This is a genomic window from Streptomyces prunicolor (genome assembly GCF_045162825.1).
Lineage (GTDB): Bacteria > Actinomycetota > Actinomycetes > Streptomycetales > Streptomycetaceae > Streptomyces > Streptomyces prunicolor.
This window is the reverse complement of sequence record NZ_CP108676.1, coordinates 1,762,143-1,775,887: the sequence shown is the minus strand read 5'-3', so window position 1 is coordinate 1,775,887 and position 13,745 is coordinate 1,762,143. Positions and strand designations below refer to the sequence as shown.

Below are 13,745 nucleotides of genomic sequence, written 5' to 3'. Positions count from 1 at the left end.
ATGGTGTCGTCATGACGTGGTCATCCAACGGTCCCGTAGGCCGGCCAGGACCGCGATCGACACGGCGAGCAGGACCAGGCTCAACGCGATGGCCGCCTCCGGGTCGTTCTGGAGTGCCAAGTAGACCGCCAGCGGCATCGTCTGGGTGCGGCCGGGGAAGTTGCCGGCGAAGGTGATCGTCGCGCCGAACTCGCCCAGTGCGCGGGCCCAGGCCAGGACCGCGCCCGCCGCGATGCCCGGGGCGATCAGGGGGAGCGTCACCCGGCGGAACGCCGTGAAGCGGGAGGCGCCGAGCGTTTGGGCCGCCTCCTCGTAGCGGGGGTCTGCGGCGCGCAGGGTGCCCTCGACGCTGATGACCAGGAACGGCATCGCCACGAAGGCCTCGGCGACCACGACACCGGTGGTGGTGAAAGGCAGCGTGATGCCGAACCATGAGTCCAGCCATTGCCCTACGACGCCGTTGCGGCCGAGGGCCAAGAGCAGCGCCACGCCTCCCACCACCGGGGGCAGCACTAGCGGGAGTGTCACCAGCGCGCGGAGGAAGCCGCGGCCGGGGAACTCCGTGCGGGCCAGTACCCAGGCCAGCGGGACGCCCAGGACCAGGCTCACAGCCGTCGCCGCGGTCGCGCTGAACAGGGAGAGCTGGAGCGCCTGCCAGACCTCCGTGCTGGTCAGTTGCGATGGGAGGGAGCGCCACGGGGCCCGTACCAGCAGGGCGATCAGGGGGAGGAGCAGGAACGCCAGGCCTACGAGTGCGGGGATCAGGAGGGGGAGTGGTACCCCGCGGCCTGTCATCCGGACGCGGCGACGCCGCGGACCGCCCTTGAGGGTCTCGGCCGCGGCGTCGGAGGTGTCGAGTTGGGTCACGGCTTGAGGAAGCCTGCCGCGGACAGCACCTTCTGGCCCTCGGCGGACTGCACCAGCGCGATGAACGCCTTGGCGGCGACGGCGTTGGGCGCGTTCTTGAGGAGGACGATCGGGTAGTCGTTGATGGCGTTGGCTGACTCGGGGAACTCCACGCCCTGGACCTTGCTGCCGGCGGCGTTCACATCGGTCTTGTAGACGACCGCAGCGTCGGCCTCCTTCAGCTCCACCTTCGTCAGCGCGCTCTTGACGTCCGCCTCGTACGACACCGGGGTGAGCTTCAACTTGCTTGCCGTCAGCGCCTTTTGGGCCGCCGCACCGCACGGCACCGTCTTGTCGCAGAGCACGACCTTCAGGGAGGACTTCGTGAGGTCCTTCAGGGAGGTCACCTTGTCGGGGTTGCCCGGCAGGGTGGCGATCTCCAGCTGGTTGCGGACGAAGGTGGCCGGCGTGCCGACCGCGTCCTTTTTGTCCGTCACGATCGCCATGGTCTTCGGGCTCGCGGCGGCGAACACGTCGGCCGGGGCGCCGCCGGTGATGCTCGCGGCGAGGGTGTCGCTGCCGCCGAAGTTGAAGGTGACCTTGGTACCCGGGTTGGCCTTCTCGAACTCCTTGCCCAGCGTCGTGAACGACTCCTGGAGCGAGGCGGCGGCGAAGACGGTGACCGTGCCGGACATCTTCGGGGACGCGGACGCCGAGGAGTCGGACTTCGAGGAGGACGAGTCGTCGCTGGAGGAGCAGGCGCTCAGGGCCAGCAGCGCGGCGGCTCCCGCCCCGGCAACCTGCAGGGTCCGGCGGGTCCGACGCGCGGAACGGGTCATCACGGTTCTACTCCTCTGGTCTCTTCATGAAAGGGGCTCATGAAAGGGGTTGTCGCGCCCTGGGACGACCGCAACGGCCGTGCCGCGATGATACTGCCGCATTTGCAAGGCATAAGTCTCCTGTCGCATCGCATGAGCTGCACTGTTAGCTTCTGGGGTGCGCATGTGCGTTTGTACGGGAGTGCCGTCCGGGTACCACATTCCGGGAGGTGATGGCTCGTGACGCTCGCGCAGCTCGACCTGACGGGGGACCTCGCCCGACCCACCCGGCTGACCGTGCCCGACCTGTCGAACTGGCCGCTGCACCGGGTCCGGGTCAGCTTCGAGTGCGCCACCAGCGGCATCCAGGTGCACCGCTTCGCGGGACCCCGGCTCTACGACGTCCTGTCCTCGGCCGGGCCCGGCTTCGACCCCGTCCGCCGCAAGGACCGGCTGCGCTTCCTCATCGCGGTCAGCGGTGCGGACGGGCACCACGCGCTGCTGTCCTGGGCCGAGATCGACCCCGACTTCGCTCATGCCCCCGTTCTGCTCGCCGTGAGCATCGATGACACCCCGCTGGACCGTGCGGGACCGCAACTGGTGCTTCCGCAGGACCGTTGCGGGGCCCGGCACATCAGTGGGATCAGGGCGATACGGGTGGACGGGGAGTACGGGGCGACTCGGCCAGTGCCCGCCACACCCGGTCTCGGGTCAGCGGAAGTTCGGTGAAGCGGACGCCTGTCGCGTCCCGCAGGGCGTTGGCGAAGGCGGGCGCGACCGGGTTGAAGGGGCTCTCGCTCATCGACTTGGCGCCCAACGGGCCGATGGCGTCCGCCGTTTCCATGAAGTGCACCTCGGTGCGCGGCACGTCCGCGTACTGCGGGAGCCGGTAGCGGCGGAATGCGGCCGTCTCGACCGTGCCCTGCTCGTCGATGCGGACGTTCTCGAAGAGGGTCGCGCCGAGGGCTTGGGCGACCCCGCCCTCCACCTGGCCCCGGCACTGCATCGGGTTCATCACCTTGCCCGCGTCCGCCGCGTGCACACTGCGCAGGATGCGGATCTCGCCCGTGTCCGGGTCCACGGCGACCCTGAACCACTGGGCGTTGAAGGCCACCGAGCGGGGCGTCCCGCCGAAGTGCCCGTCGGCGCTGAACTCCATCCCGACCGCCGCACCCGCCGCGTGCAGTTCCTTCAGGGTGAGACGGCCATCCGGGTGCAGTACGGCTTCCTCGGCCAACGTGCAGTCGGTGCGCGGGAGTTGCAGATGGGCGGCGGCGAAGTCGAGCAGCTGGTCGGCGAGGGCGCGGGAGGCGCGGAGAGTCGCCTTGCCCGCCACCACCGTGCCCGTGGAGGCGAAGGCGCCCGTGTCATGGCGTACGACATCCGTGTCGGACTGGCGGACGGTGATCCGGTCGACGGTGGTGGCGAGTTCGCCGGCCGCGATCTGGCGGTGGACCGTGGTCGTGCCGTTGCCGAACTCCGCTGTGCCTACGGCGAGATCGAAGCCGCCGTCGGGGAGGAGGCTCGCCTTCGCGTCGGCGATATGGCCGCCGGGCGGGCCGGTCGCGATCATCGCCAGGGCCGTACCCTCGCCCACCAGCCAGCCGTCCGGGGGGAGTTGGGACGCTGGCTCCGCCTGCGCTCGTCGGACTATGGCGATGCACTGGTCGAGGCCGTAGCTCGCGATGTGCAGGTCCTCCTCCTCGCCGCCGGGGGAGAGCATCGGCTCGCCGGGGCCGATGATGTTCTTCGCCTTGAACTCCAGCGGGTCCAGGTCGAGTTGGCGGGCAAGTTCGTCGAGGGCCGACTCCACGGCGAACATCACCTGGCCGAGGCCATAGCCCCGGAAGGCGCCCGCCGGGACGGTGTGCGTGTAGACGGAGAAGGCGTCGACCTTCTTGTGCGGGGCGCGGTAGACGGCCATCGACTCGCCGACGCTGTGGAACATGACGGCGGGGCCGTGGTTGCCGTAGGCGCCGGTGTTGGAGACAACTCGTAGGTGGAGTGCGGTGAGTTGGCCGTTCCGGCGGGCGCCTGCCTTTACGTTGATCGTGAAGGGGTGGCGGGTGGTCGCGCCGTAGAACTGTTCGGCTCGGGTGTACTCCAGTTTCACCGGGCGGCGCAGGCGCAGGACCGCGAGGGCGACGATGTCCTCGACGAGCATCTCCTGTTTGCCGCCGAAGCCGCCGCCCACCCGGCCGGCGACCACCCGGACCTGTTCCTCGGGGAGGTCGTACAGCGCGCAGAGGGCGCGGCGGGTGAGGAACGGGGTCTGGGAACTGGTGCGTACCGTAAGCCTGTTGTCCTCGTCGAACCACGCCACCGCGCCGTGCGTCTCCAGGCTCGCGTGTTGGACACGCTGGGTGCGGTACGTGTCCTCGTAGACGGCGTCGGCCTCCGCGAAGCCCGTCTCCACGCTGCCGATCTCGCCGTGTGCCTCGCCGACGACGTTGTTCTGCGGCCGGGAGATGCGGGCCGTAGTGGCGTCCTTGTCGTGGACGACCGGGGCGCCGGGGCGCATCGCCTCCTCCGGGTCGAGGACCGACGGCAGGATTTCGTAGGTCATCTCGATGCGTCGGCAGCCCTCCTCGGCGGCGGCCTCGCTGTCGGCGACTACGGCGGCGACGCGTTGGCCGATGTGGCGGACGGTGTCGTCGAGGACGCGGGTGTCGTCCGGGTCCTCGGTGGGGTGTTCGTGGCGGGCCGTGGAGAAGTGGCGTTCCGGGGCGTCGTAGTGGGTGAACACGGCTTGTACGCCTGGGACTTGGAGAGCCGCTGTGGTGTCGATGGTGGTGATGCGGGCGTGGGCGTGCGGGGAGCGGAGGAGCTTCATGTGGAGCAGGCCCGGGACGTCGATGTCGAAGGTGTAGCGGGCGGTGCCGGTGACCACCTGGGGGCCTGCGGGGGCGGGGAGGTTGCGGCCCACCGCCTCGCCCGCGCCCGGTGCCTCGGCGTGGCAGACGCCTCGTACCGCGTCCTCGATGGCGCGGTAGCCGGTGCAGCGGCACAGGTTGCCCTTGAACGCCCTGGGGAGGTCGGTGAGTTGGTCCTCGTTCAGGGCGGCCGTCGTCATCAGGAAACCGGCTGTGCAGAAGCCGCACTGGAAGCCCTGGGCGTCCAGGAACTTCCGCTGGACCGGGTGGAGCTCGCCGTCCTCGGCGGCCAGGCCCTCGACCGTGGTGACCGCTCGGCCGTCGGCGCGGAAGGCCGGGTAGAGGCAGCTGTGCACCGGTTCGCCGTCGACGTGGACCGTGCAGGCGCCGCAGTCGCCCGCGTCGCAGCCCTTCTTCACACCGAACCAGCCGCGCTCGCGGAGGTAGGTGCGCAGGCATTGACCCGGGCGGGGGTCCTCGGTGAAGGAGCTGCCGTTGATCTCGATCTTCATGCTGCCGTCTCTCCCAGCTCCCGGCGGATCTCCTCCGCGTAGTGGAACGTCATGTGCGCCCGCCATTCCGGCAGCCCGTGGATGTCGTCGAACCATTCGTGGTCCGCTACGGCGGAGGCGATCGCCGTGCGCAGTTCCCCGGCCGCGGGTGGGAGCGGGAACCACAGGCGGATCGGGCGGACCGTCGACGCGGTGATCGTCAGCGCGAGTGAGCCGTCCAGTGGGTCCAGGGCGCCGATGACCAGGACTCCGGAGCGGCCGAGGCCGTAGAGGGAGGCCTGGCGGAAGGCCGTGCGGCAGGTCAGGGCGCGGGCCGGGACGGTGATCGAGCGGAGGAGTTCGCCCTCGGCCAGGTCTTTGCGGCCCGCGCCGGTCACGAAGTCGGCGACGCGGACCCGGCGGCGTAGGCCGTCCTGGGACAGGAGGAGGCACTCGGCGTCCAGGGCGGCGGTGAGGGAGATCATCGGGCCCGCGGGGAGGGCGTTGCAGAGGTTGCCGCCGACCGTCGCCATGTTCCAGATCTTGAAGGAGGCGAGGAAGGCGCGGCAGCACTGCTCGAAGAGCGGGGCCGCCGTGGTCGTCAACTCCTGCGCGAAACGGGAGAGTTGGGCGATCGTGCAGGTGGCGGCGATCTCCAGGGAGCCGTCCGGGTGCCGTTCGACGGGCGTCCAGCCGGTGCGACTCAGGTCCACCAGGCGACGCAGGTGCGGTTGCGGCTCGGAGAAGAGATACGTGCCGCCGCCGAGCCAGGCATCGCCCGGCCGCCAGGGTGTCGGCTGCCGGGCGTCGAGGATCTCGGCCACCGTGTTCAGGTCCATGACCGCCAGTGAAGCAACGCGGAGCGGGTCGGGACGACTGGTTCACAGCACGGAAACGCCGACGTTCCACGGCCGGACACTGGAGGATCGACCAAGAGGCGTTTCGGCCGATTGGTCTTGCACTTACCATGCAATCACTCGCATTCACCTGGCGAATGCGAGATGCGAGGAGCCGGAACCATGCACGTCGAACACCTTCTTCAGGACGAGTCCCTCGGCCTGCGCCTGCTGTGGGCCGAGGACGCCCAGCTGGCCCGGGAGATCAGCGGAGTGACCGTGACCGACCTGGAGGACCCCGCGCGGTTCGTGCGGCGGGACGAGGTCGTGCTGAGTGGGCTCGTGTGGTGGTCGGCCGAGGACGGGCCCGGGCGGGCCGAGCGGTTCGTGTCCGCGCTGCGCGGTGCGGGGGCCGCCGCGCTGCTCGCGGGGGAGGAGACGCACGGTTCGGTGCCGGACGATCTTGTCGAGGCGTGTGTGCGGCACGGGTTGCCGGTGGCCGCCGTACCGGCGCACATCATGTTCCGCGCGATCACCGACACCGTGTACCTCGGGCGGTGGGGCGAGCTGAGCCGCCGGCACACGTTGCCGGAGAACGTGCGGGGGCGGCTGAGCCGGATGGCAGCGCAGGGGGCGGGTCCCGAGGCGATCGTCGCGACCGCCTTCGCTCACCTCGAACGGGCCGTCGCGTATGTCCTCACGCCGTCCGGGCGGACGGTCGCGGCGACGGCGGTGGCCTCCGCGATACCGGTGGAGAAGGCCGCCGCGCTGCTGGCGGAGGCCGTGCCCGTGGACGCCGATGGGGTCTCGCCGTACGAGCGGTGGCATCTGTACCTTCCCGACCCCGACGACGCGCCGCCGCGCATGGTGCACGAACTGGCCTCCGTGCTGGGGCGTTGCCAGGAGGCGCGGGTGCGGGCGCGGGCCGAAGAGCGGCAGACGGCCGATGAGTTGGGGGCGTTGCTCGCCGTGGAGGGCGGCGACGGTGCGGCCGTGGTGGCGGCGCTGCGGGCGTGCGGGTTGCCGGACGACGGGCCGTATCGGGTGCTCGTCGCGGAGACCGGGGCGCAGCGGGCCGGCCTCGCCGAGGGGGCGTTGGCGGAGGTGGTCGCGCACGTGGTGCCGGGGGAGGGCGCCGTGGGGCGGCTGCCGGACGGTACCGCCTTCGCGGTCGTCACCCGGGGCGAGGTCGACGCGCTCAGCGAGGTGTGGCCGCTCGTCGCCGCCGGAGAAGCCGCCGTGCCGCTGTACGGCGGGACCGGGGCGCCCGTCGCCGCGGCGAAGGAGCTCAACGGGGCGCTGGCGGAGGCGCGTTACGCACTCGCCTCGGCGCGGAGCACCGCTGAGGTGGGAGGCTCCGCACTCACCGACGCTTCCACCCTCACGGGACTCGACGCGCTGCTCACCGGTGTTCCGGCCGAGGTCCGTACCGCCTACAGCCGTACCGTCCTCGGCCAACTGCGCTCCAACGCCGTCCTGTTGGAGACCCTGGAGACCTTCCTGGCCTGTGACGGTTCCTGGGCGCGGACGGCGGAGGCACTGCATCTGCACGTGAACTCCGTGCACTACCGGATCGGGCGCATCGAGCACTTCACCGGCCGCGACCTCTCCCGCCTCTACGACCGACTCGACCTGTGGGCGGCCCTGTTGTGCCGGACGGATGCGGCTTAGCCTGCACGTTCCGGCGTTCCATCGTTCCCGGGGAGGGTGGGCATGCTGCTGCGTCAGCTGGAGTACCTGGTCGCGCTCGCCCGTGAGCGGCACTTCGCGCGCGCCGCGGCGGCCTGCTATGTCTCGCAGCCCTCGCTGTCGGCCGCGATCCGGCGCCTGGAGCACGAGTTGGACGTGCCGATCGTGCGGCGCGGCAGACGGTACGAGGGGCTGACTCCGGAGGGCGAGGTGGTGCTCGCCTGGGCGCACCGCATCCTGGCCGAACGGGACGCGCTGCACCAGGAGTTGTCGGCGCTGCGGGGTGGACTGACCGGCACGCTGCGGCTGGGCGTGGTGCCGACCGCGCTGCCCGCTGCCTCGCTGCTGACCACCCCGTTCTGCGTACGGCATCCCCGGGCCCGGGTCGCCCTGGAGTCGCTGTCGTCCGTCGGCATCACCCAGGGGCTCGCCGAGTTCGAGCTGGACGCGGCGATGACGTACCTGGACGACGACACCCTGCGCAACGTCCGTCGCTTCCCGCTCTACGAGGAGCGGTACGTCCTCCTCACGCCGGTCGACGGGCCACTTGCCGGTGTTTCCAAGGCCAGTTGGGCCCAGGCGGCCACCCTTCCCCTCTGCTTGCTCAACTCGCGGATGCGCAACCGCCGCATCATCGACGAGTCGTTCGCCGCCGAGGGCGCGACCGCCTCTCCCGCGATCGAGTCGGACAGTGTCGCCGGGCTGTACACGCTGCTGCCCGGCGGGCGTTGGTCCAGCGTGATCTCGCACGCGTGGCTGCACATGTTCGACGTACCGGAGGGGATGCGGGTGGTCCCGCTGAACGGGCCCGCGCACGGGCCCCGGGTCGGACTGGTCGTGGCCCGCAGCGAGCCCCGATCGGTGCTGGCGGAGGCGCTGTTGAAGGTGGCGAGGGAGGCGGGCGTACGGGACGCGCTGGATGATTTGCTGCACACGTACCTGGGTGGCGGCAGCTGATAGGAGCGGGCTATCTGGACATAGCAACGTTCGCTTTGACCAGGGCGATCGACTCCGAGGATCGTGAAGTGCATCTTCCGACAACGGAGTTGAGGAGCCGCGACATGGCCAAGGTTCTCTGCGTCCTGTACGACGACCCGATCGACGGATACCCGACCTCCTACGCCCGCGACGACCTGCCCGTGATCGACCACTACCCGGGCGGCCAGACCACCCCCACACCCGAGGCGGTCGACTTCACCCCGGGCCAGCTGCTCGGCAGCGTCTCCGGTGAACTCGGCCTGCGTGCCTACCTGGAGGCGGCCGGACACACCCTCGTGGTTACCTCCGACAAGGACGGCGAGGGCTCGGTCTTCGACCGCGAACTGGTCGACGCCGACATCGTGATCTCGCAGCCGTTCTGGCCCGCGTACCTCACCCCGGAGCGCATCGCCGCCGCCAAGAACCTCAAGCTCGCCGTCACCGCCGGCATCGGCTCCGACCACGTCGACCTCGACTCGGCGATCTCGCACGGCGTGACGGTCGCCGAGGTGACGTACTGCAACAGCATCAGCGTCGCCGAACACGTCGTGATGATGACGCTGTCCCTCGTGCGCAACTACCTGCCGTCCCACCAGGTGGTGCTCGACGGCGGCTGGAACATCGCGGACTGCGTGGCCCGTTCGTACGACCTCGAAGGCATGCACGTCGGGACGGTCGCCGCCGGGCGGATCGGGCTCGCGGTGCTGCGGCGGCTCGCGCCGTTCGACGTCAAGCTGCACTACACCGACCGGCACCGGCTTCCCGAGGACGTGGAACGGGAGTTGGGGCTGACCTGGCACGAGAGCGCCGAGGACATGGTGCCGCACTGCGACGTGGTCACCATCAACGCGCCGCTGCACCCCGAGACCGAGGGGCTGTTCGGCGACAAGCTGCTCGCGCAGATGAAGCGCGGCGCGTATCTCATCAACACCGCGCGGGCGAAGATCGTCGACCGCGATGCCGTCGACCGGGCGCTGCGCAGTGGGCAGTTGGCGGGTTACGCCGGTGACGTGTGGTTCCCGCAGCCCGCTCCGGCGGACCACCCGTGGCGGACCATGCCGCACCACGGGATGACCCCGCACATCTCCGGGTCGTCGCTGTCGGCGCAGGCCCGGTACGCGGCGGGCACGCGGGAGATCCTGGAGGCGTTCTTCGCGGGGCGGCCGATCCGGGACGAGTATCTGATCGTGGACGGGGGCGCGTTGGCCGGTACCGGCGCGCACTCCTACTCGGTCAACAAGTGACGCGGTGACGAACGGGATCAGCGTCCTCGGATGACGGCCGGGGCCGCCGCACGCCTCACACGCGGTCGATGTGCACGTTCGTCGACTTCACGCGGGCGGTGGCCTCCATGCCGACCTCCAGGCCGAGTTCCTCGACGGCCTCGCGGGTCAGCAGGGAGACCAGCCGGTGCGGGCCCGACTGGATCTCGACCTGGGCCGCGACATCGCCGAGCTTGATCGCGGTGACGATGCCGGGGAACGCGTTGCGGACCGAGGTGTAGGAAGGGTCCTCCTCGACTTCGCCCGCCTTCGCCAACTCGACCGAGAACGCGGCCAGATCGACCCCGTCGATGAGACGGCGCCCGCCCTCGTCGCGGTGGGTCGTCACCCGGCCCGCGTCCGCCCACCGGCGCGCGGTGTCCGGGCTCACGCCGAGCAGCCGCGCCGCCTGGCCGATTGTGTAGGACTGCATACGCGCCACCCTAGGGGCAGAAACGTGAACCGGTGGACGGGGGGTTGGCTCTGGGGTATAACGCGATATAGCGCAGGCCGTCGATCGGGGTGAGGGTATGTCGGGTGAGCTGACGAGCACGACCGGGTTGCGGGCCTCGCACGCGGACCGGGACCGCGTCGTGGACGTGCTCACCGGCGCGGCCGGCGACGGACGGCTGACCGCCGAGGAACTCGACGAGCGCGTCGAGGCCGCCCTGACCGCCCGCACGATGGGCGAGTTGGCGGTCCTGACGGCCGACCTGCCGGTGGTGGCGGGCACGACCCCGGTCAAGGTGAAGGACGTCGCCCGCATCGAGCAGAACGGCGGCTCGACGCGGCGCGGTGACGGCTGGGTGGTCCCGCGCCGGCTGGAGATCCGGTCGCGCCTGGGCGATGTGACCCTCGACTTCACCGAGGCGGTGATCACCCAGGGCACGTTGCGCATCGACCTGGACATGCACCTCGGTTCGCTACGGCTGCTGCTCCCGCCGGGCATCGTGGTGGACACCGATGCCCTGGTGCTCAACTACAGCAAGCTCAAGACGCGCGGGCCGGTCGATGCCGGGGCTCCGGTCGAGCTGCGGATAGAGATCGTCGGGCAACTGGGCTTCGGGAAGGTCCGCGTGCGCCGGACGCGCCGCGCGGTCAGGAAATCCCCGACGCCCTGAGGACCGACCGCGCGGTCTCGTCGTCGATCAGATGGCCCAGGTGCCGCCGGACATCGGTGCCCTGGCGCAGCGTGCCGCGCTCCATCGAGTGCCGGATGCCCGTGTCCAGCTCGTGCCAGAGCAGCGGGTTGGCGACCAGGACTCGGGGGTCGAGTTCGAGCCACTGTCCGTACGTGTCCCGGAGGATCAGGCGCGCGGAGACATCGCCGTACTGCCGTACGACGGTCAGCGCGTCCGTGTGCACCGTGCGGCGCAGCAGCGGGCTGTCCACGGTGAGCCAGCCGGGGCCCGCGGTGACGCGATGCGGCAGCAGGACGGCGAGCAGCGTCGCCGACAGGGCGAACCACAGCAGCGCGCGGGTCAGGGTGAGGGTTCCGGCGTTCCAGTCCACCAGCAGGGTCATACCGAGGAAGCCGAGCGCACACCCCGCCGCGAGCCGGGCGTCGCCACGCCAGTGGCGGTCGCCGGCCGGGTCCGATGGGGGTGCGCTGTGCTGCATGAGGCCGACGGTAGGCCGCGGACGGCGCGCCGCGGGGGCCGCTGACGGGGCTCTTACACACCGGTGCCGGATTTTGTCGTGCTTCTTACGGTGGTGTCGGCTCGGGGGGCGCGAACGGCCGGCCGGTGTGCATACGCGGTCGCGGTGTGCCGTCAGCCCGTGTGGACGCGCGGCCGCCGTGTCCGGTCCGGTTCTGCCTCGCGGAGTACCTCGCGGGTGACCGGGGCGACCTCGCCCTGGCCGAAGAGGAAGAAGCGGAGGAAGTTGGCGAACGGGTTTCCCTCGGTCCACTCGAAGTACATGTGGGGGATGCGGCCCGTCGAGTCGCGGACGTGGAGCATCAGCGCGGCCAGGGCGTTCGGGATGGAGGACGACTCCAGGGTCAGGACCCGGTAGCGGCCGTGCAGGACCTCGCCGCGTACCGTCAGGCCCGCCTCGAACTCGGAGGCGTCGAGGACCGTCACCTCGACGAACACGAAGTCCTCGCCGGGGATGTCGTTGTCGTTGCGGATCTGCTCGATCTTCTCCCGGTACTCCGCCTTGTCGCGCCGGTCGGGCTCGTTGGCGACGAAGCGGATCTTCCGGCTGGCCACGTCGCGGATGAATCGTTCCGCCATGGGGTCCAACTGCACGCTCGTCACGCGGAGTTCGAAGGCGCGGGCCAGCCGGGACAGCAGGGAGACCAGGATGATGCCGGCGATGAAGCAGGCGCCGATCTTCACACCGTCGGGGCGTTCGATGACGTTCACGACCGTGACGTAGAGCAGGACCGCGGAGACGATGCCGAAGACGACGGTCCAGTTGCGCTGCTGGGCGCGGCGGGCCGCGATGGTCACCGCGATCGCCGCCGAGGACATCAGGACCAGGACGCCGGTGGCGTAGGCGCCGCCCTGGGCGTCGACGCTGGCGTCGAAGATCCAGGTGACCAGGAACGCGACCAGCGTGAAGACGATCACCATCGGGCGGACCGCGCGGGCCCAGTGCGGGGCCATGCCGTAGCGGGGCAGGTAGCGCGGCATGAGGTTGAGCAGGCCGGCCATCGCGGAGGCGCCGGCGAACCACAGGATGGCGATGGTGGAGACGTCGTAGACCGTGCCGAAGGCGTTGCCCAGGTACTCGTGCGCGAGGTAGGCGAGCGCGCGGCCGTTTGCCTGGCCGCCCGCCTTGAACTCCTTCTCCGGGATCAGCACGGTGGTGATGAAGCTGGTGGCGATCAGGAACACGCTCATGATGAGCGCGGCGGTCGTCAGCAGCTTCTTGGTGTCGCGGATACGGCCCTTGGGGTTGTCGTGGGTGTCGTCCGGGTCGCCCTCGACGTGCGGCATGACGGCGACGCCGGTCTCGAAGCCGGAGAGGCCGAGGGCGAGTTTGGGGAAGACCAGCAGGCTCACGCCGATCATCGCGAAGACGTTGCCGTGTTCGGTGGTCAGGGCGCTGGTCCAGTCGGTGACGACATGTCCCTCGGTGGCCACGTGCCACATGCCGACGATCACGACGACCACGTTGAGGCTGAGATAGGCCGCCACCAGGTACACGGCGACGCCGATCGCCTCCATGAAGCCCTTGAGGAACACCGCGCCGAGCAGGGCCACCAGGATCAGCGTGATCAGCATCTGCTTGTCGTGCAGCACGCTCGTCAGGTGCGGGTTCTCCACCAGGTGGGTGGAGGCGTCCGCCGCCGACAGGGTGATCGTGATCAGGAAGTCCGTCGCCGCGAACCCGAGCAGGGTCAGGACGAACAGCTTGCCCTTCCAGAACGACAGCAGCCGCTCCAGCATCGCGATGGAGCCTTCACCGTGCGGGCTCTCCTCGGCGACCCGGCGGTACACGGGGAGGGCACCGGCCAGGGTGACGATCACCAGCACGATCGTCGCGACCGGGGAGAGGAGTCCGGCCGCGAGGGCCGCGATGCCGGGCTGGTAGCCGAGGGTGGAGAAGTAGTCGACGCCGGTCAGGCACATCACCCGCCACCAGCGCTGGCCCTGGTGGACGTGCTGCTCCGGTTCCGGTGCGGCCTGCGTGGCGTGCGTGCCGCCCTTGCCCATGTCGGCCAGGCCCTCCAGCATCCAGGCGCGCATACGACTGGGAGGGTGTTCGGTGGTGGCCATCGGCGTGCTCCTGAGGTGCGGGTGCGGGTCAGCGTGGGGTCTCTGGCCATCACGCGGACGGCGGCACCAGCGTAAGCGGAGAGTGACGCGTGGGCCCATGGATGTGGGGGCCTTGGGCGTCAATCTTGCGTTAAGACTGGCCGGGTTGATGGAGGGGGCGCATCAGGAAGCGGGGGATGGTGCTGGTTGGGGGTGCGTTGGGCTGTATGGGGGTGGGGAGGGGG

At 70.4% G+C, this 13,745-nt stretch carries 12 protein-coding genes; 5 read left to right on the top strand and 7 right to left on the bottom strand.

Annotated features, from left to right (window positions below; translation table 11 throughout):
- Positions 1-9 precede the first annotated feature (9 nt).
- Together modB and modA are read right to left on the bottom strand one after the other, a co-directional pair.
- Positions 10-867, bottom strand: a complete 858-nt coding sequence (gene modB / locus OG588_RS07920) for a molybdate ABC transporter permease subunit (RefSeq protein WP_366497349.1) — start codon at positions 865-867, stop codon at positions 10-12.
- The gene (gene modA, locus OG588_RS07915) at positions 864-1,685 is read right to left on the bottom strand and encodes a molybdate ABC transporter substrate-binding protein (RefSeq protein WP_405946677.1); all 822 of its coding nucleotides are present in this window, start codon (positions 1,683-1,685) and stop codon (positions 864-866) included. The genes modB and modA overlap by 4 nt, the downstream gene beginning before the upstream one ends.
- 219 nt (positions 1,686-1,904) lie before the next feature.
- Between modA and OG588_RS07910 the strand changes: the two genes are divergently transcribed.
- Positions 1,905-2,393, top strand: a complete 489-nt coding sequence (locus tag OG588_RS07910; protein WP_405946676.1) for a molybdopterin-dependent oxidoreductase — start codon at positions 1,905-1,907, stop codon at positions 2,391-2,393.
- On the opposite strand, the gene OG588_RS07905 is transcribed toward OG588_RS07910, so the two are convergent.
- Both OG588_RS07905 and OG588_RS07900 read right to left on the bottom strand, forming a co-directional pair.
- Entirely contained in the window at positions 2,308-5,049 is a 2,742-nt protein-coding gene (locus OG588_RS07905; protein ID WP_405946675.1) for a molybdopterin-dependent oxidoreductase, read from the bottom strand. The genes OG588_RS07910 and OG588_RS07905 overlap by 86 nt on opposite strands.
- Positions 5,046-5,867 (bottom strand): FAD binding domain-containing protein, encoded by an 822-nt coding sequence (locus OG588_RS07900; RefSeq protein WP_405946674.1) that lies wholly within the window; start codon positions 5,865-5,867, stop codon positions 5,046-5,048. The genes OG588_RS07905 and OG588_RS07900 overlap by 4 nt, the downstream gene beginning before the upstream one ends.
- 180 nt (positions 5,868-6,047) lie before the next feature.
- Here OG588_RS07900 and OG588_RS07895 point away from each other — a divergent pair, with 180 nt between their 5' ends.
- From OG588_RS07895 to OG588_RS07885, 3 genes are all read left to right on the top strand, one after another.
- Complete coding sequence (locus tag OG588_RS07895) at positions 6,048-7,535, top strand: helix-turn-helix domain-containing protein (protein ID WP_405946673.1); 1,488 nt, start codon at positions 6,048-6,050, stop codon at positions 7,533-7,535.
- Positions 7,536-7,577: 42 nt separating this feature from the next.
- Entirely contained in the window at positions 7,578-8,510 is a 933-nt protein-coding gene (locus tag OG588_RS07890; protein WP_405946672.1) for a LysR substrate-binding domain-containing protein, read from the top strand.
- A 104-nt stretch (positions 8,511-8,614) separates the two neighbouring features.
- A complete protein-coding gene (locus tag OG588_RS07885) occupies positions 8,615-9,775 on the top strand; it encodes an NAD-dependent formate dehydrogenase (protein WP_019059367.1) in 1,161 nt (386 codons plus the stop codon).
- A gap of 55 nt (positions 9,776-9,830) precedes the next feature.
- Here OG588_RS07885 and OG588_RS07880 read toward each other — a convergent pair whose 3' ends face one another.
- Positions 9,831-10,226 carry a molybdopterin-binding protein gene (locus tag OG588_RS07880; RefSeq protein WP_019059368.1) on the bottom strand — a complete coding sequence of 132 codons (396 nt, stop codon included), beginning with the start codon at positions 10,224-10,226 and terminating at the stop codon, positions 9,831-9,833.
- 97 nt (positions 10,227-10,323) lie between these two features.
- On the opposite strand from OG588_RS07880, the gene OG588_RS07875 reads away from it, so the two are divergent.
- Entirely contained in the window at positions 10,324-10,914 is a 591-nt protein-coding gene (locus OG588_RS07875) for a DUF1707 domain-containing protein (protein WP_405946671.1), read from the top strand.
- Here the strand turns inward: OG588_RS07875 and OG588_RS07870 are convergent.
- Both OG588_RS07870 and OG588_RS07865 read right to left on the bottom strand, forming a co-directional pair.
- Positions 10,892-11,413, bottom strand: a complete 522-nt coding sequence (locus OG588_RS07870; RefSeq protein WP_405946670.1) for a hypothetical protein — start codon at positions 11,411-11,413, stop codon at positions 10,892-10,894. The two genes, OG588_RS07875 and OG588_RS07870, sit on opposite strands and share 23 nt — an antisense overlap.
- Positions 11,414-11,565: 152 nt before the next feature.
- Positions 11,566-13,521: an amino acid transporter gene (locus OG588_RS07865; RefSeq protein ID WP_405946669.1), complete on the bottom strand. Its 1,956-nt coding sequence runs from the start codon at positions 13,519-13,521 to the stop codon at positions 11,566-11,568.
- Positions 13,522-13,745: the final 224 nt, after the last annotated feature.